Source organism: Streptomyces sp. NPDC031418 (assembly GCF_055581605.1).
Genome location: NZ_JBVIJC010000012.1, coordinates 41,637 through 58,959 on the forward strand (window position 1 = coordinate 41,637; position 17,323 = coordinate 58,959).

A 17,323-nucleotide genomic window follows, 5' to 3' on the forward strand; every position below is an offset into this window, starting at 1 on the left:
CCTTCCCCTCGGCGGCGCCGGGGAGACGGAGTCAATTCTCCGCGAGGTCCTGGGCGACTGGTTCCGGACACCCGTCGGACGCGAATGTGCGATTCCCTCCTATGTCGCAGCGGACGGATTCCCGGCAGAGATCTCGGTCAACTGGTCGGGTGCCCAGCCGGAACTCCGCATCCTCTTCGACGCCGGTTTCTGCTCGTCCCGGCCCAGCGAAGCGGCCATGGAGGTCTCGCGGAAACTGGCGAGCCGGCCGGGGGGCAGTCTCGACCGCTACCTGAGCGTCGAGGACCTCTTCCTCGGTGACGCCGGCCACGAGCCGGCACCCCTCTGGCACGCGATCGCCTGGCGCCCCGGCGAGGGGCTGACCTTCAAGGCGTACTTCGGCCTCTACCGATGGGACCATCCGAGGCGCGAGGCCGTGACCGGACGGGCCATGGAACGGCTGCACATGGACTCCGCGTGGAAGAACACCACGCGGTCGCACGGATCGGCCCCCGGCGACAGGGAGCTGGAGTTCTTCGCCCTGGACCTGGCCGACAGGCCCTCGGCACGGGCCAAGATCTACTACCGCAATCACATCGTGGATCTGGACACGGTCAACGCCCTGGCCGCGACGGCGCGGACCCACGATCCGCTGCACGCCTCCAAGGTGTTCCGCATACTCTCCGGCCCGGACCGGAAGGACGCCGGGGAGGCGGCGTTGACGTGCCTGGCCTTCCGGGGCGGCGTGGACCGGGCGGACGAGGCGAGCACCTATCTGCGGATGCCGGACCTGTGCGGAGACGAACGGGACGTGGTCAGCCGGGTCCAGGCGGTGCTGGCCGAGGAGGGCGTGCCCGTCGGGCCCTATCGGGCCCTTGTCTATTCCCTCGCTCCGAGCGCACTCGATTCGTTCATCGGGCTTCAGGAACTCGTCAGCTACCGGACCGGGCGGCGGCGCGGCGATGTGACGACGTATCTGCGCTTCCCGGTCTACCCGGGCCCCTGCCCCGAGGCGCCACCTTCCGACCGGGCGGGGTGACCGCTTCCCCGAACCGGTGATCCCGCAGGCGAACACGGCGCCACGTGTGCCGTGTTCGCCGTTTGTGCTGCCTGCTTGCACGCCCGGACGGCGCCACCCCCTTGACCGGTGACGCAGCCGCTCGCCACAATGACGTCACCGGTTCAACCGGTGACGCCTAAAAGGGTGTTCCGGATCCGAGGCCGGTCGAAGACTTCGCCCCCGACAAGGAGCAGGAACCATGGCAGCCACCTACACCGCCCATGTGGACGTCGACGGAGAGGGCCGCAACGGCGGTCACGTCCGCTCCCGCGACGGCCATCTGGAGACCCGGCTCGCCGTTCCCCAGGAGTTCGGCGGCACGGGCGACGCGACCAACCCGGAGCAGTTGCTGGCCGCCGGCTGGGCCGCCTGCTTCCTCGGCGCCCTGCGCCGCGCCGCCGCCACCCGCAGGATCCGGCTCACCAGCACCGCGATCACCGCCGAGATCACCCTCACCCACGGCGACGACGGCGAGTTCTCCCTCTCGGCGGTCCTCAGCCCGGTCCTCGGCGGCGTGGACCAGGCGACCGCAGAGGAACTCGCCGACGCCGCCCACCGGATCTGTCCGTACTCCAAGGCCACGCGGGACAACATCCCCATCACCATCAGCGCCTCCGGCATCGCGGCCTGACCGCACCCTCCTGAGTGCGGGTTCCGTGCCGCTCCCCCTTCGGCACGGGCCCCCACCCACCCGGAACCAGAACGGACGAGGACATGCCGCCGACGGCCCAGCCCCGCGATCTCCCCGCCGCCCCGGCCCGGCACAGCGGCCACCCGTCCGCCGGTCACGTGACCGGCGGGCCGGCACCCGTCCCAGCCGGCCGTGACTGCCCGACCGGCACACAGCTCTGGGTCTGGTCGGAGACCGCGGCACGGTGCGGACACGGCCCGGCGGCCGGGCACTTCGTCTGACGCGCCGGTGTCCCGCGGCGGGGCGGCCCCCGTCGGCGTGCCGGCCGACCATGCCTTCCCTCCCCCGCCGTCCGGTCCGCCCGGGCGCCCCGCGGACCCCGCACGTACCCTGCCTCCGGCACCCATCGATCACGGAAGTCCTCGCCTCAGCGGGCGAGTTGTCACACCGGACACCCGCGCCAGACAGGAAGGAGACCACGCCGTGCAGCCCCAGCAGTTCTCCGCCTCGCGGTTCCTGGAAGACGTCCGCGCCACGGCGCAGAGCATTGCAGCACCCTACTCGGAAGCCGCCACCCGCGCGGTGATGGACGCCTACGGACCGGCGTTCGCCGAGGGCGCCGTCCTGTGGCGAGCCACCGACCGCCCCGGCGACGGGCTCAACTACCGCTTCTACGCACGCCGTCGCATCGACAGCAGTCGTGCGACTTCGACGCCGAGCACGGACTCACCAAGACATGGCTCTATCTGGGCGGCACCCGGCCCCTGGACGACGTCCTCGCCATCACTGCCGTACCGTCGCCCGTCCGGGACCGCGGCCCACTGTTCCACAGGCTGGGACTCGACCACGTACGGCATGTCTGCGTGGACTACGGCCACAGGACCGTCAACCTCTACTTCCGGGCCCGCGGGCCGCTCACCGAGGCACAGTGCCGCACTTTCACGGGGCTGGCGGGCGCCGCCGCACCGGGCACCGGCCTCCGCGGCGCAATGGCCCGGTTCCTCTCCCAGGGTGCCTACACGTTCTCGGTGACCCTCTCTCCCGCCGACGGGTCGATCGAGAGGGTCGCCTTCTACGCGCTGAAACTCCCGGACGGACAGCGCCCGGCCATCGGCGCCCGCCTCACCACCTTCTTCGGGACGGCTCCCTCCTACGACCCCGAGGAGATGAACGCCGTCGCCTGGTCCTTCGGACCGCGGAACGGGACTTACGTCAAGGCCGAGCGGAGCTACTGCGGCGACGTGGTCTCCCTCATCAGGGGATGGAACACCTTCTTCAGCCAGTCCGACACCACCGACCCGGTGTTCTCGGCGCGAGGCGAGCGATGACCCGGGTCGGGCAGCCGGACGCCGCGTACCTGCTGGGCCATGCGCCCGTGGAGACCGACCGGCTGGTGCTCCAGGCCCGGCTGTACGACCCGATCACCGAGCGGGCGCTGCGGACCGCGGGACTCCGCCCCGGCATGCGGGTCCTCGATATCGGCTGCGGCGCCGGGGACGTGACGTTCCTGGCGGCGCGGATCGTCGGACCCACCGGCTCGGTCACGGGAGTCGACGCGGCCTCCCGCGCCCTGACCGTGGCGCGGGCCCGGGCGGAGGCCCGGCGCCCGGCACCGGACGGGGAGGCCGCGATCTCGTTCCGGCGGATGAGCCTGCCCGAGGTCGACCTCGATCCCGACGGGCCGGTGGACGCCGTGATCGGCCGGCTGGTGCTGGGCCATCTGCCGGACCCGGTCACGGCGCTGCGCCGGCTGTCCGGGCTGGTCCGCCCGGGAGGACTCGTCGTCTTCCAGGGCTTCGACACCTTCCCGCTCCGCGGAGCACCGCCGACGCCGCTGACCGGCGCGGTCCTCGACGCCGTCGCCGCGGCGCTCACGGTGGACGGAAACAGTCTGGGCGCGGGCGCGCGGCTGTACTCCCTGTTCCGGCAGGCGGGCCTGGCCGCGCCCGGCCTCTCCGCGACGACACCGATGGGCGGCGCCGAGGACGACACGGTCCTCCCGCTCGTCGTACAGACCTACCGGGCACTGTCGCAGGCGGCGCTGCCCGGCAACACCCGGGCCGGTGGACCGGCGGAGACCATCGGTGACGTGGACACACTGCTCGACCGTATGCGCGCGGAGATCGGCGAGGCCCACGCGGTGGTGATCATGCCGACCGCGGTCACGGCGTGGAGCGGGACGCCCTGTCCGTGAGGTGCCGGCTGATCAGGGTGTGTGCGAGCCGTGCCGTGTCCATCAGATCCGCCCGGGACGCGCCGAGGTTGGCTCGTACGGACAGGCCGTGCCAGAGGGTCTGGACGAGGTCGGTCAGTACGGCCGGGTCGGTTCCGGCGGCCAGTTCGCCTTCCTGGAGCGCTCGTTCGAAGCGCCGCAGGAGCGCCTGCTCGTTCGCGCGGTGGAGTTCGGTGACGTAGGCGCTGATGTCGAGCGTGCTCGTGCTGTCGGTCATCACGGCACTGGTGACGAGGCATCCGGGGTGCGTGTCGCCGGGCTGCGTGAACTCGTCGACCGAGCCGGTCAGGACGCGGTCGACGACGGTCCTGATGTCCGGCTCGGCCACGGCCTGCCGGTAGATCTCGCTGTACCGCCCGGCATAGGTCCGCACCGATTCCTCGAACAGGCCGGCCTTGCTGCCGAAGGCGGCGTAGAGGCTGGAGGTGGAGAGCCCGAGGGCCGCGGTCAGCGCGCGCGTCGAGGTGCCGGAGTAGCCCCGGCGCCAGAACAGGCGGGCGGCCTCGAGGATCACGCGGTCGCGGTCGAAGGCGCGAGGTCGTCCACGGGTGCGTTCGGTCACCCTTGCATCTTAGAGCGTTCGCTCCATAATGACTTTATGGAGCGAACGATCCAGAAGAAGATACCGGTCGGCGGGGGCAGTTGGGTCACCGTCGACGTGTACGGCGAGCCGGATGCCCCGGGCCTCGTCCTCGTCCCGGGCGCGATGAGCGATGCGCACACCTGGCGCCATGTCGCCGGCGCCGTCGGCGCCTGGCCCTCGGTGGTGGTGGTGAACCGCAGGGGCCGCGCTCCCTCGGGGCCGTTGACCGACGCGTACACGCTGCGCACGGAGGTCGAGGACCTCGGCGTGGTCCTGGACGAGTTCGACCGCACGAGCGCGCTCTTCGGCTGGAGTTACGGCGGTCTGATCGCCCTGCTCTGCGCCGACGAGCGTCCGATGCGCCATGTGATCGCCTACGAGCCGGTGATGCGGCCGTTCGGCCGCGATGCGCTGCCGGACCTGCGGGCCGCACAGGAGGCAGCGGACTGGGACCGCTGCGTCGAGATCGTCAATCGGCAGATCTCCGGCTTGTCCGCCGCGCATGTCGAGCAGCTCCGGGCCGATCCCCGCGGTTGGGCCGCCCTGCGCCGCCTGAGCGAACCGCTGTACGCCGAGCTCGCCGCCATCAACACGGTTCCGCCCCCGGACGCACTGGCGCGACGGGCGGAGCGCGTCGACCTGATCATCGGCGGGCACAGTCGCGGAAAGGAGCCCTACGGCACCTCCTTCGACGACGTGCGGCAGCGCATCGCGCACGCCGGGGTGCACGAGCTTGCCGGCCAGGGCCACCTGGGCCACATCCAGGCGCCGGCCCTGCTCGGCCGGCTCCTCGACGACCTCGCCACGGCCGGCTGAGGGAAGCGGGGTCAGGTGGGGATGCGTACGGTCTCCACCCAGCTCGGCGGCTGGGGTGGGGCCTGGCCGAGCAGGGCCGCGATGACACGGCAGGGCGGGTGCTCGTCGGGCCAGGGGGTGTATCCGTCGGTGAGGACGACGACGATGCCGGGGCGGTCCGGCATCCCGACCGCCGCTTCGATGCCGACCCGCAGGTCCGTGCCGCCACCGCCGCCCAGGGTGATCTGCTCGGTGGCCACCACCCGGGACACGGCGTGCACATCGGCGTCGCACGCGAGCACGGTCACCCGGTTGCCCCGTATCCCCACCTCGCGCAGCACACCCGTCACCTCCGCGAGGGCGGCGGCCAGTTCGGCCTCACCCATGGAGCCGGAGGTGTCGATGACGACGGCCACCCGCGGCAGCGGGCGGCGCAGGCTCGGCAGGACCACGCCGCGCAGCGCAGGGGTACGGCGCGAGGGGCGGCGGTAGGTGTAGTCGACGGCCCCGCCCGCCCATGCGACGGCCTCCCGGACCGCGCCGGACAGCGCCTGCCGCCAGTCCACCGTGGGTTCCAGGATCTCCTCGGCCCAGCGCTGCCAGCCCGCGGGCAGGGTGCCGCGGGTGCGCTGATGGGCGCGCATCGCCTCGGCGGTCTGCCGGCGCAGGGCCTGCGCCTCGACCTCGCCGAGCCGGGCGGGGGCGGCGGAACCGGGCAGTTCCCAGGGGGCGGGGCGGCCGTGCGCGCCCGAACCGCAGTCCGGCGTCCGCACCTGCGGCGGCAGCCGGTCCAGGTAGGCCTCGAACAGCTCGCCCTCGGGCAGGCCGAAGAGGCGGGGTTCCATGCGTCCGTCGGGCAGCCGCAGCCCGTCGGCGAGCAGGTCGTCGTTGATCTCGCAGTCCTGCGCGACATTGACCCGGTGCCGGTCGCGCTGGGCGGCGGCGGGGAGCCGGTCAGCCCGGCCGTGGTGGTCGCGCAGCAGGTGCGCCGCCTCGTGCACCCAGACGCCCGCCAGCTCGGGCACCGGTGTCGCGTCGACGAAGGCGGGCGACACATAGCAGCGCCAGTGCCGGTCCACCCCCATCGTCGGGACCTCGGTGCTCGGTACGACGGTGAGGGCGTACAGCGCCGAGGCCAGATACGGCCGGTCGCTCGCCGCCCGGTACCGCGCGGCGAGAAGCTTGGTCATGTCCAGCGCGCGGCGGGCCTCCTTCGCGGCAGCCGGGGCAGTGCGCGCAGCCTCCGCCATGCCCGGGGTACCACCTGCGTCCTCCGCCGCACCCGGGGCACAGCCCCCGTCCCCCGCCACACCCGAGGCGCGACCCCCATCCCCCGCCACACCCCGCGTATCGCCAGCGCCCTCGCAATCCTCCGTCATCCCTCTTCGCCTCACCGGCCGGTGCCGGGCAGCGCGCCGGACAGCTGGAGGAGGTTCAGGAAGGCGTCGATGCCGGGCGGTACGGGCCAGTCGAGGTGGCGCATGGCCGCGAGGTCGGTGGCGGCGCGGGCGGCCACGTCGGGTACGCCCGCGTCCACGGCCTTCGCCAGCACCGCCCAGCCGGCCTCCCAGCGGGGCCGGGTGAGGTCGCCCTGGATGGCGGCGACCACCGCGATGAGGAAGGCCAGTTGCCGGTCGCCGCGGTCGGGCAGGGCGAAGGCGTCCGGATCGGCGAGGACCCGGTCGGGGTCGGGCAGATCGAGGTGTTCGAGGTAGGACAGCAGCTCGATGCCGGCCCCGTCCCCGACGGCGCCGGTGAGCGCGGCGGCCAGTGCCTCCCGGCCGGCGCCGGCCGCGTACCCGGTGGCGAGCAGCTTGAGCGCCATCTCCCACGTGCGCGGGGACGGCCAGGAGCGGCCACGGCTCTCGGCGTCCCCGGGGATGTGGTGGACCAGGCCGGGCCGGGCCGTGAGAAAGCCGGAGATGGCGCCGCGGGCCCGGGCGACCGCACCGGGCACCCGGGCGGCGTCGACGACGGGCACGGCCACCTCGGGCCAGGTGCCGGCCAGGCCCCGGGCGACCGTCCGGGGGTCGTGGGTCCACTGGAGGTGGACGAACCGGTTGGCGAGCGGCGGGCTGAGATGCCAGCCGTCCGCGGCGCTGGACGGCGGGTTGGCGGCGGCGACGATCCGTATCGCCTCCGGGAGCACCAGGCTGCCGACCCGGCGTTCGAGCACCACCCGCAGCAGTGCCGCCTGCACGGCCGGCGGGGCGGACGACAGTTCGTCGAAGAAGAGCAGGCCCTGTCCGGCCCGGGCGAGGCGGACCGCCCAGTCCGGCGGGGCCATCGGCACGCCGGTCACGGCCGGGTCGTCGCCCACGACGGGCAGTCCGGCGAAGTCGGACGGCTCGTGCACGCTGGCGATGACCGTCTCCAGCGGCAGGCCGAGTCCGGCCGCGAGCTGTTCCAGGGCGGCCGACTTGCCGATGCCCGGCTCTCCCCACAGCAGCACGGGCTGATTGGCGGTCACGGCGAGGGCGAGCGCCTCCAGCTGGGGGTTGGCGGCGGGCTCGGTCCGTCGTACCCGAAGTCTGCGGTTGAGGTCGTCCGCGGCCGCCAGCGGGCCCGGGGACGCGGCGGCGGTGGCGGTGCGGTCGGTGGTCACAGGGACAGCCCTTCCTCGTCGTCGGGGTCGTCCCCGTCGTACTCCTCCTGGTCCTCCCACCACTCGTCCCACCAGTCGCCGCCGAGGCCGGGGTGTTCCGACTCCACGCGTTCCCGCAGGAAGGCCAGGTCTCGGCGCTTGTAGCGGCGGACGAGATGGGCGAGGGACAGCTCGTCCTGGTCGATCACGTCGAGCCGCGCCCCGGCGGCGACGAGCGCCTCCACCAGCGCCTTCGAGCCGAGGTCGTTGACCGCCGTGAACAGCGGTGTGCGCTCGCGCTGGTCGCGGGCCTCCAGGTCGACTCCGGCCGCCAGCAGCCGTGGCAGCAGCTCCTCGTGGTCGAGGAGGTTCAGGACGTGCAGCAGGGTGCGCCCGTTGGCGTCCCGGACCCGGGGATCGACACCCGCGTCCAGCAGTTCCAGCACGCCGGGGGTGTCACCGTGCTGGGCCCGCTGGAACAGCTCCTGGCGTTGCGTCCGCAGCGCCTTCGGCAGGCGGCCCGCTCCGGAGGTCCAGGTCTGCTCGACCGCGAAGCATCCGGCGACGGCACCGCCGAAGGCGCGCAGGGCTCGTTCGCGCTGCTGTTCCTCGTCGGTGTGCGGCATCCGGAGCAGGCCACCGGGCCGGAACGCCACCTCGTGCCACTCGCCGCGGCAGCGGACCCGCACGGGTGCGGGGGCCGTCGGCCCGGGCGGGCCGGCCTCGCCCGGCGCCACCTTCAGGGCCGGGAACAGCGCCTCGCGGACGAGGGGATGCAGGTGCTCCGGCGCGACGCCGCCGAGACACAGCAGGTCGAGGTCGGGGAGTCTGCGCCACAGGGCCTCGGCGAGGAAAGGCAGGTCCTTGACCTGGTCCCGGTCGACGATGCGCACGCGCAGCCCGCCGGCGTCCGCGGGCTCCAGCAGGGCGTACTCCCGCCAGTTGACGGCGATCAGGAAGGCGTCGGCGACCCCCGCGGCCGCCTGCCGGTGCACCTCGGGCGCCAGTCGGGTGTGGTTGATCGCGAGCCCGGCGAGGATGCGCTGCGTGTCCGCCTGGAACCGGCGCCGGCTGGGCGGCGGTGTCAGGTCCAGCTCGATGCCGGCGGCGGCGAAGGCGGCCGCCGTCTCACCCCGGTGCTGGAGCAGAGCGGCCCATTCGGTCCGGGCCGCCGGGTCGGTGTCGCCGGGGTCGGCCGCCGGCAGTTCACCGGGGCCGAGCGGGGTGGCGTCGGCGTGGAAGAACGGCGGCCGGTGCGGGCTGCCGCCGCACCGTTCCCTCAGTTCGGCGGCGTGCCGTGCGTCCCACAGGTGCCGTGCATGGCGCCAGTCCTCGGTGCGCCGCCCGAAGACGCCGGCGGTCTGCTCGGTCGCGACCCTGCCGAACCGCAGGGCGATCCGCTGCGGCCCCTCGGTCATCGGCGGCGTGGTGACGTAGAGGTACGGCGTGCTCCGGGCGCCCTCGTCCGGCGCCTTCGGGAGGTAGCGCGCGAGGACGACCGTGACGCCGGTGTCGAGTGTGCTCCGTCCGCCGAGCAGCCGGGGCAGGTGCCAGCGCAGCAGGTCGGGGGCGAGGTGGCAAAGGTCGTCCTCGAGCGCCGCGGCGACCTCGGCGCCGCAGCGGGCGGCGACGGCGCGGAGGTCGACGGCCACGTCGACCCGGGCCGCCGCGCAGGCGGCCCGCCAGTCACCGGCCAGCCGGGCGGCGGTCGCGTGTTCGATCATCCAGCGGGGCACCGCGTACCGGCGGACCCGGCTCCGGCTCGCCGCCTCCCCCGCGGGGAGCGAGGGGAACTCGCCCGGGGCGCTCACCGGTAGACACTTCCTATCGCGCGCAGGTCGGGATGCGCCCCGCCGGCCGGCCGCAGCCGCTCGGTGAAGGACCGCTTGACCTTGCGGGGCAGGCCGGGCCCCAGACCGACGTACTCCAGGGGCGAGTTGTCGTCCACCGCCGCCAGCAGGGTCTTCGCGCCCCGGCCGGTCAGGCCGGTGTGGCGCAGCTCCAGCCGGCGCAGCGGGCTGCCCGGCAGGGCGGCGGCCAGGGCGTGGGCACCGTCGTCGCCGGTGGTGTTGGCGGGGGCGCCGAGGCTGCGCTCCGACAGCGGCCGGCCGAGGTCGAGTGCCTCGATGCCGTCCAGCGAGCCGGCGAGGGCGCGGGCGCCGGCGGGGCCGATCCCGTTGCCGCCCAGGCCGAGGCGGACCGGACGGGCGGGGTCGGCCGCGGCGGCGAGGATCGCGGCGCCCTCGTCGCCGAGGTGGTTGGCGGGCAGGTACAACTCGCGCACCCCCGCCTCCCGGATGAGTGCCGCCAGCAGCGGGGCGGCGGCCGCGGTCAGGCCGTTGCCGCCGAGGAAGAGGCGCTCCACCGGGCTCGGCCGGCCGGTGAGGGCGTCGCACAGGGCCCGCAGACCGTCGAGGGTCAGGCCGGTGTTGACCAGGTCGAGGGTGCGCAGGGCGGTGTTGCGGCGGAGCATCGCGGCGAGCGTGCGGGCGCCGTCCTCGCCCAGCGGGTTGCGCTTGAGCCACAGGGCGCGGACGGTGCCGTCCGTCGTCAGCGCGTCGGCGAGCGCGCCGACGCCCGCGCGGCCGATGCGGTTGCAGCCGAGGTAGAGGGTGTGCAGACCGTGGCCGTCGGTCAGCGCGCCGGCGACCGTGCGGGCGCCCTCGTCCCCGATGGCGTTGGTGCCGAGCAGGAGGTGCACGGCGTGCGGGGAGGCGGCGGCGACGGGCATCAGCCGGGCGGCGCCGCCGGGTCCGAGGCCCTGCTTGCACAGGTCGACCCGGCCGTCCGCGCGGACCGTGCCGAGCGGGAAGGCCTCGTCGGTGTCGACCGCCGGCGCGGCCCGCAGTCGGTCGAGCAGCGGCTCCAGGGCGGCGGGGTCGCTGACCGGGATGTCCGGGTGCTCGATCGCGGGGCAGCGTACGGGTGTCGGCTGCGTCATCACCACTCCACCGGTCCATCGCCGGTGCCCGGCTCGCCGAGGGCGGCATCGCCCTCCGCCCGCCCAGGACGAACCGACGCCAATCGACTTTCCTCCACGACAAGGGCGGCAAGGCTGGTCGGATTCGAACCGACGTCCTCCAGCTCGATGCGTGGGCGCGACGACCTCTGCGCTACAGCCTTGCCGCGGTGATCATAGCGACTTTCGGCCGCGCGTTCGACGGCGGATGGCTGAGGGCGCCCCTGACGATCGCTCAGGGGCGCCCCTGAGGGTGAACAGGCCGGTGACGGCCGTCGCGGGTGGGCGCGGGTGCGTCAGGGGGACCCGGGCGGGAAGATGCTGCGGTCCCGTGTGGTGTCCTGCCGGCCGCCGTTGAAGATGACGTGCCGGGCCGGGGAGGCACCGGACAGGGCCCAGATGCCGACTCCGCACGCGATGACGACCATGACCAGCACGATCGCCACGGTGAGGGCGCGGCGCCGCAGGTCCCGGCGGCGCCACTGCCGGCGCGCCCGGTGGTAGGCGTCGGGTGACTCCCGGACGGTGTCCGCGAGCCCGGCGAGAGCCGACCGCAACCGTTCCTCCGTCCCTCCGTTCACGCCTCGGCTCCCTTCAGGATGCTGCTGAGCTTCGCCATGCCTCTGGATGCGTGGGATTTCACGGCGCCCTGGGAGATGCCCATGGTCCGGGCGATCTCCGCTTCGCTCAGATCCAGCCAGTATCGCAGCACGAGCACCTGGTGCTGCCGGGCCGGCAGGGCGCGCAACGCGCTGACCACGTGCCGGTGTTCGTCGCGGAGTAAGGCGTGCTGTTCGGCCGAGTCCTCGGTGAACTCCACGTTCTGCTGGGCGTGCCGGCGCACCACGCGCAGATGGCGGAAACGCATCCGGGTCAGGTTGAGGATCACCCCGCGCAGATAGCCGACGGCGGCGTCCTTGTCCCGTATCCGTCCCCAGCGGCGCTGGAGTTGGTAGAAGGCCTCGGCCACCACGTCCTCCGCGTCGGGCCCGGCGCCGAGCAGGACGGCCAGGCGGAGCAGACCGGCGTGGTGGGTCTCGAACAGGGCGGCGACGGCGGTGTCCCGGTCGGTGTCCGGGTCAGGGTCCGGGTTGTTCTCCGGGTCGGTGTCCGGCGCGACCGCGGCGGTGTGCTCGGCCACCGCTGTCGTCTCCTCCGCTTCCCCGCGGTGACCGGCACGGGTGAGTGGTGGGGTGGGGGTCATCCGGTACTCCTCCTGTTCACTGCGGCTCGATGGGTCAGTCGATGCGAAAGGCGAAGCGGGAGCCGCGCCGCGCCACGGGGTCGCCGGGGGCGAGCGCGTCGGGGCCGCGGACCACGCCCAGGCGGTCCAGGACCGGGGTGAGGAGCACGGCCACGGCCAGGTTGAGGGCGAGTGCGACCAGGGCGGTGTAGAGCGAGATCCGTCCGGTTCCGGAGCCGAGGGTCACCACGGAGTCGAAGCCGTGCACGACGGTCAGCAGGGTTCCGCTCGCCATGCCGGCCGCCCAGCCGGCCAGCAGGGCCCGGTGGTGGAACCATCGGGTGTAGGGCGCGCATCCGACGGCGGGCACCGTCTGGATGATCCAGACGCCGCCCAGCAGGTGCAGGTTGACCGCGTCCTGCGGTGGCAGCAGCAGCGCGAAGACGAGGGCGCCCAGGACGACGGCGGTGGCGGCGAAGCGGGCGATGCGCACCTCGTGCTTGGGGGTCGCCGTCGGGTTGAAGTACTCGGTGTAGACGTTGCGGGTGACCAGCATGGCCAGGGAGACGGCCATCACGGCGCCGGGCAGCAGGGCGGCGACGGCGAGGCCGCCGAGGAGGAGTCCGGCCAGCCAGGGTTCGGCCAGCCGGCGCAGCAGCTCCGGCGCGGCGAGTTCGGCGTGGCCGGGCGGGGTGGTCACGCCGAAGGCGAGCGCGGCGAAGCCCAGGTAGGCGAAGAGGCCGAGGGCGAACGTCCACAGGGGCAGGGCGAGGACCGCCCGCCGGACGGTGTCCGCTCCGCGGGCGGCCAGGGCGACGGTGAGCACCTGGGGGTACATCAGCTGGGCGAGCACGCTGCCGACGGCGAGCGTGACATAGGCGGCACGGGTTCCCACGGGCGGCACCAGGCTCATCCCCTGGCCGGCCAGGCGCCGTCCGGCCTCCTCGAAGACCCGTCCGGCGCCCGCGCCGCCGTGCACCACCAGCGCCAGCGAGACGACCAGCAGCACCGTCATGAGGACCGCCTTGAACCCGGCGACGCGCACGCACACCCGCAGGCCGCGCGGCAGCAGGGCGGCGGTCACCAGGGCGAACAGGAGCACGATCCCCAGCACCACCCGGGGGTCGGCGAGGTCGACGCCCATCGCCCGCAACGCGGCTGCCAGGCCCACGACTTGGAGCGCCAGATACGGCATGGTGGCCAGCAGCCCGGACAGCACCACCGCGAGGGACAGGGCGTGCGAGCCGTACCGGGCGAGGGCGAAGTCCGCGGTGGTGAGCAGGTCGTACCGGCGCGCCATGGCGTGCAGGCGCGGCAGCACGAAGAGGGCGGCGGGGGTGAGCAGCAGGGTGTAGGTGAGGGCGTAGAGCCCGAACCCGCCGGTGGCGTACGTCAGTCCGGGCACCGCGACGACCGTGTACGCCGTGTAGACCGTGCCGCCGAGGAGTACCGCCGTGGCGACGAGGCCCAGGCCGCGCCGGGCCAGGGCCCAGCCGGCCGGGTCGGGCAGCTCCTCGTGGCCCCGGCTGCGGGAGAGCGCCCGTGCCGCGATCGCGACGCCCGTCACCACCAAGGCGAAGAAGGGGAACGGACTGCCACTCGGAGACGCCATGGCGGTTGACGCTAGGGGTTCCCCTGCACCCGGCGCAAGCTGCTTCGGAAGTAGTTTTCCGCATAACGGACATCGAGCCGCCTCCTCAGGGGAGGACCACCACGTGCGCGGCCAAGGAGAGTCCGGCTCCGGAGCCCACCAGCAGCGCCGTCGCCCACACCGTCGGTCCGATACCGGGCTCGGCGGCCGGGCCGACCACGACCGCGCCCGCCCCGTCCCCGAAGAGGAAGGCCGTGGACCGGTCCGCCGGGTCGATCAGATCGCTCGTCGTCGGGCGCCTGGGGAAGGTCCGCCGCGGAGCGCGCGGGGAGTCCCTGCTCACGCCCCCGCCATGTGGGTGCCGCCGTCGACGTGGACGATCTCGCCGGTGGTCCGCGGGAACCAGTCCGACAGCAGGGCGACCACCCCGCGGGCGGCCGGCTCGGGGTCCTCCAGGTCCCAGCCGAGCGTCGCGCGCGAGGTGCTCGCCTCGGCCAGTTCCGTGAAGCCGGGGATGGACTTGGCGGCCATGGAGCGGATCGGGCCCGCCGAGACGAGGTTGCAGCGGATGCCCCGGCCGCCCAGATAGCGGGCCAGATAGCGGTTGACGGCCTCCAGCGCCGCCTTGCTGACGCCCATCCAGTCGTAGTGCGGCCAGGCCTGCCGGGCGTCGAAGTCCATGCCGACGACCGCTCCTCCGCGGCGCTCCAGCAGCGGCAGCACCGCGACGGTCAGGGCCTTGAGCGAGTACGCCGACACCTCCAGCGAGGTGGCGACCGAACTCCAGCCGGTGTTCAGGAAGTTGCCGCCCAGGGCGTCCTGCGGGGCGAAGGCGATGGAGTGCACCACGCCGTCCAGCGCCGGTTCCTCGCCGAGGTGCTCGGCGACCCGGTCGGCGAGGGTGTCCAGGTGCTCCTGGTTCTGCACGTCCAGGTCGACGACGGGCGCGGGCTCGGGCAGCCGCTTGGCGGTCAGCTCGACGAGGCTGCGCCGCCCGAAGGCGGTCAGGACCACCCGCGCGCCCTCCCGCTGGGCGAGCCGTGCCGCGTGGAAGGCGATCGACTTCTCGCTGAGCACCCCCGTGACCAGGATGTTCTTGCCGTGGAGTATTCCGCTCATGTCCTTAACGGTCCTTGCTCGGTACGCCGTCGGCGGCTGCGACGGCCAGGGATACGGGGGTCCGGCGGGACGCGGGCGCGGTGTCCCGCACGAGGCCTGCCAGGAAGCTGCCGATGATGCGCGGGCCGTGCCGGGTGAGCACCGACTCCGCGTGGAACTGCATCGAGGCGAAGCGTTCCGCGCGCAGCGCGTGCACCTCGCCGGTGCGCGGGTCCCGGCTGACCTCCACCCGGGCGCCGTACGGCCCGTCGATGACATCGCGGGTGCTGCGGGCCGCGAAGGTGTTGTAGAAGCCGACGTGTTCACGGCGGCCGAAGAGGTCGATCTCCCGCTGCACGCCCTGGTTGGGCACCGCCCTGCGGATCAGGTCGAGGCCGAGCGCCCGGCCGAGCACCTGGTGGCTGAGGCAGACGGCGAGGAACGGCCGGCCGGTGCCGAGGAGTTCACGGACGGCGCCGTCCAGGTGGGCGATCTTCGGATCGGCCGTGGCGCGTGGATCGCCGGGGCCGGGTCCCATGACGACGAGGTCGTGCTCGTCGAAGGCGTACGGCTGGTCGAAGCGCCGTACGGTCACCTCCAGGCCCAGCGACCGCAGCTGCTTCTCGATCATCGAGGTGAACGTGTCCTCGGCGTCGACCACCAGCACCCGCCGGCCGCCGAGCAGGGCGCCCTCGGCGGCCGGCTCCGCGCGGCCGGCCAGCCAGAACCCGCCGAGCGGGTCGTTGCGCCGGAGCAGCGCCGAGCGGACCTGCGGGTGGTCCCGGAAGCCCGTCGGTGCGGCGTCCCGCAGCGCGGCGACCAGACCGGCCGCCTTGGCCCGGGTCTCGGCCACCTCGGAGGCCGGATCGGAGTGGCGTACGAGGGTGGCGCCGACGCCGATCGCGAGCCGCCCGGTGCGGTCGATGTCGGCGGTGCGGATGAGGATCGCGGAGTCCAGGGTGCGGGCGCCCCGCGCGTCCCGGCCGATCAGCGCGGCGACGCCGCTGTAGTAGCCGCGGCCGCCGGGCTCGTACCGGGCGATCACCCGGCAGGCGCTCTCCAGCGGGCTGCCGGTGACGGTGGGGGCGAACAGCGTCTCGCGCAGGATCTCCTGGGGGGCGCGGGTCGTACGCCCCTCGATGAAGTACTCGGTGTGCGCGAGCCGGGACATCTCCTTGAGGTAGGGGCCGACGACGCGCACCTGGTCCGGGCAGACCCGGCTCATCATCTTGAGTTCCTCGTCGACGACCATGTACAGCTCGTCGGCCTCCTTGCGGTCGGCGAGGAAGTCCAGGACGCCGGAGAGGGTGGGTCCGCCCGCCGGATAGCGGTAGGTGCCGCTGATCGGGTTCATCACGGCGGTGCCGTCGCGCAGGCTCACGTGCCGCTCCGGCGACGCGCCGACGAAGGTGCGCTCACCGGTGTGGATCAGGAAGGTCCAGTACGCGGCCGACTCGCGCTCGAGCAGCCGTCGGAACAGGGTCAGCGCGTCGGCCACGCCGTAGTCGGCGATCTCGGCGACGAACGACCGCTTGATGACGAAGTTGGCGCCCTGGCCGGTGCCGATCTCGTCCGCGACGACCCGGCTGACGATGTCGGCGTACGCCTCGTCGGACACGTCGAAGTCCCCGCCGGACAGCCGGATCCCCCGGTCGGGGACGCGGGTGAGGACGTCGGCGAGCGGTACGGCCGCCTGCTCGCGCACCTCCAGCGCGATGAGCGGCGCCCCGTCGTCGGCGCAGGCGTAGCCCCGCTCGGCGACCTGCCGGAAGGGCACGACGGTGAGCAGTTCGTGGTGGGCTCCGGGCTGCCGGGGCGTGGTGGGCAGCGGCAGTGCGGCGAGCGTGCCGGGGGTGGACACCTCGCCGAGGAGCACGTCCACGACACCGGGGCCGGCCGAGCCGGGACGGTGCAGCAGCGCGAAGGGTCCGGGCTCGGGCGCCAGGACGCGGCCGAGCGGATCGGCGGGGGGCACACCGGTCATCCGAGGACCTCCTTGGTGGTGGTGACGACGGCGCAGGTGCGGGCCGCGTACTCCAGGGCCATCCGGTGGTCGGCGGCGCTGAAGTCCGCGACGGCGTCGGCCACGAGGAAGGTCTCGATGTCGTGGGTGTAGGCCTCCACGGCGCTCATCAGGACCCCCACGTGCGCGTACACACCGCAGACGATCAGCTGGTCGCGTCCGGCCGCGCGCATCCGCTGCAACAGGTCGGACTTGAAGAAGGCGCTGTAGCGCCACTTGGTGAACACCCAGTCGCCGTCGGCCGGGGCCAGCGGTTCGACGATCTCCCGGTCGGCCGGGCTGACCTGCATGCCCGGTCCCCAGAAGTCGTTGAGCAGTCCGCGCTCCTCGGGGGTCATCCCGCCGGGCTGCGCGGTGTAGGCGACGGGCATGCCGGCGCGGGCGCAGTGGTCGCGCAACGCGGCGGTGTTGCGGACCAGTTCGGCGCGGAGCGGGTCGGGCAGCGGGCGCAGGAAGTACCGCTGCATGTCGTGCACGAGGAGCACGGCGCGGGCGGGGTCGACCGTCCAGCGCGGGATGCGGGCGGGCAGCTCGCCGCTGGTCGGCATCGGGTAGGGCGCGATGGGCGGGATGCCTGGCATGGCGGTCCTCTCGGAGGGCGGGC

Annotated in this window: 15 protein-coding genes and 3 pseudogenes; 5 read left to right on the plus strand and 13 right to left on the minus strand. The window is 73.8% G+C overall.

The window, feature by feature from the left end; translation table 11 throughout:
• Window positions 1-217 precede the first annotated feature (217 nt).
• The 4 genes and pseudogenes from ACZ5CZ_RS19350 (at window position 218) to ACZ5CZ_RS19365 (ending at window position 3,864) form a co-directional block, all read left to right on the plus strand.
• Window positions 218-1,018, plus strand: coding sequence for a hypothetical protein (locus tag ACZ5CZ_RS19350; protein ID WP_468944285.1), 801 nt, complete (start codon window positions 218-220; stop codon window positions 1,016-1,018).
• A gap of 220 nt (window positions 1,019-1,238) precedes the next feature.
• Complete coding sequence (locus ACZ5CZ_RS19355; RefSeq protein ID WP_468944288.1) at window positions 1,239-1,670, plus strand: Ohr family peroxiredoxin; 432 nt, start codon at window positions 1,239-1,241, stop codon at window positions 1,668-1,670.
• A 483-nt stretch (window positions 1,671-2,153) separates the two neighbouring features.
• Window positions 2,154-2,998, plus strand: a pseudogene (locus ACZ5CZ_RS19360) (aromatic prenyltransferase).
• Complete coding sequence (locus ACZ5CZ_RS19365; RefSeq protein WP_468944291.1) at window positions 2,995-3,864, plus strand: class I SAM-dependent methyltransferase; 870 nt, start codon at window positions 2,995-2,997, stop codon at window positions 3,862-3,864. Before ACZ5CZ_RS19360 ends, ACZ5CZ_RS19365 begins: the two are co-directional and overlap by 4 nt.
• On the opposite strand, the gene ACZ5CZ_RS19370 is transcribed toward ACZ5CZ_RS19365, so the two are convergent.
• On the minus strand, window positions 3,833-4,465 hold the full coding sequence (locus ACZ5CZ_RS19370) for a TetR/AcrR family transcriptional regulator (RefSeq protein ID WP_468944294.1): 633 nt from the start codon (window positions 4,463-4,465) through the stop codon (window positions 3,833-3,835). The two genes, ACZ5CZ_RS19365 and ACZ5CZ_RS19370, sit on opposite strands and share 32 nt — an antisense overlap.
• Before the next feature lie 36 nt (window positions 4,466-4,501).
• Between ACZ5CZ_RS19370 and ACZ5CZ_RS19375 the strand changes: the two genes are divergently transcribed.
• The gene (locus tag ACZ5CZ_RS19375; protein ID WP_468944297.1) at window positions 4,502-5,302 is read left to right on the plus strand and encodes an alpha/beta fold hydrolase; all 801 of its coding nucleotides are present in this window, start codon (window positions 4,502-4,504) and stop codon (window positions 5,300-5,302) included.
• 11 nt (window positions 5,303-5,313) lie between these two features.
• Here ACZ5CZ_RS19375 and ACZ5CZ_RS19380 read toward each other — a convergent pair whose 3' ends face one another.
• From ACZ5CZ_RS19380 to ACZ5CZ_RS19435, 12 genes and pseudogenes are all read right to left on the minus strand, one after another.
• On the minus strand, window positions 5,314-6,531 hold the full coding sequence (locus tag ACZ5CZ_RS19380) for a vWA domain-containing protein (RefSeq protein WP_468944300.1): 1,218 nt from the start codon (window positions 6,529-6,531) through the stop codon (window positions 5,314-5,316).
• 140 nt (window positions 6,532-6,671) lie between these two features.
• Window positions 6,672-7,886, minus strand: coding sequence for an AAA family ATPase (locus tag ACZ5CZ_RS19385; RefSeq protein WP_468944302.1), 1,215 nt, complete (start codon window positions 7,884-7,886; stop codon window positions 6,672-6,674).
• The gene (locus tag ACZ5CZ_RS19390; protein WP_468944304.1) at window positions 7,883-9,676 is read right to left on the minus strand and encodes an ankyrin repeat domain-containing protein; all 1,794 of its coding nucleotides are present in this window, start codon (window positions 9,674-9,676) and stop codon (window positions 7,883-7,885) included. The genes ACZ5CZ_RS19385 and ACZ5CZ_RS19390 overlap by 4 nt, the downstream gene beginning before the upstream one ends.
• A complete protein-coding gene (locus ACZ5CZ_RS19395) occupies window positions 9,673-10,806 on the minus strand; it encodes a leucine-rich repeat domain-containing protein (RefSeq protein WP_385842248.1) in 1,134 nt (377 codons plus the stop codon). Before ACZ5CZ_RS19395 ends, ACZ5CZ_RS19390 begins: the two co-directional genes overlap by 4 nt.
• 109 nt (window positions 10,807-10,915) lie before the next feature.
• Window positions 10,916-10,988 (minus strand): annotated as a pseudogene (locus tag ACZ5CZ_RS19400).
• Window positions 10,989-11,120: 132 nt separating this feature from the next.
• On the minus strand, window positions 11,121-11,405 hold the full coding sequence (locus tag ACZ5CZ_RS19405) for a hypothetical protein (protein WP_467540764.1): 285 nt from the start codon (window positions 11,403-11,405) through the stop codon (window positions 11,121-11,123).
• Window positions 11,402-12,028 carry a SigE family RNA polymerase sigma factor gene (locus ACZ5CZ_RS19410; protein WP_468944309.1) on the minus strand — a complete coding sequence of 209 codons (627 nt, stop codon included), beginning with the start codon at window positions 12,026-12,028 and terminating at the stop codon, window positions 11,402-11,404. Before ACZ5CZ_RS19410 ends, ACZ5CZ_RS19405 begins: the two co-directional genes overlap by 4 nt.
• 34 nt (window positions 12,029-12,062) lie before the next feature.
• Complete coding sequence (locus tag ACZ5CZ_RS19415; protein WP_385842244.1) at window positions 12,063-13,619, minus strand: sodium:solute symporter family protein; 1,557 nt, start codon at window positions 13,617-13,619, stop codon at window positions 12,063-12,065.
• A 148-nt stretch (window positions 13,620-13,767) separates the two neighbouring features.
• Window positions 13,768-13,884: pseudogene (locus ACZ5CZ_RS19420) on the minus strand (3-oxoacyl-ACP synthase); the annotation flags it as partial.
• Between the two features lie 53 nt (window positions 13,885-13,937).
• On the minus strand, window positions 13,938-14,717 hold the full coding sequence (gene fabI / locus ACZ5CZ_RS19425; RefSeq protein WP_385842243.1) for an enoyl-ACP reductase FabI: 780 nt from the start codon (window positions 14,715-14,717) through the stop codon (window positions 13,938-13,940).
• A 4-nt stretch (window positions 14,718-14,721) separates the two neighbouring features.
• Window positions 14,722-16,680, minus strand: a complete 1,959-nt coding sequence (locus ACZ5CZ_RS19430) for an anthranilate synthase family protein (RefSeq protein WP_468944313.1) — start codon at window positions 16,678-16,680, stop codon at window positions 14,722-14,724.
• Window positions 16,677-17,300, minus strand: a complete 624-nt coding sequence (locus tag ACZ5CZ_RS19435) for an isochorismatase family protein (protein ID WP_468944316.1) — start codon at window positions 17,298-17,300, stop codon at window positions 16,677-16,679. The genes ACZ5CZ_RS19430 and ACZ5CZ_RS19435 overlap by 4 nt, the downstream gene beginning before the upstream one ends.
• Window positions 17,301-17,323 lie beyond the last annotated feature (23 nt).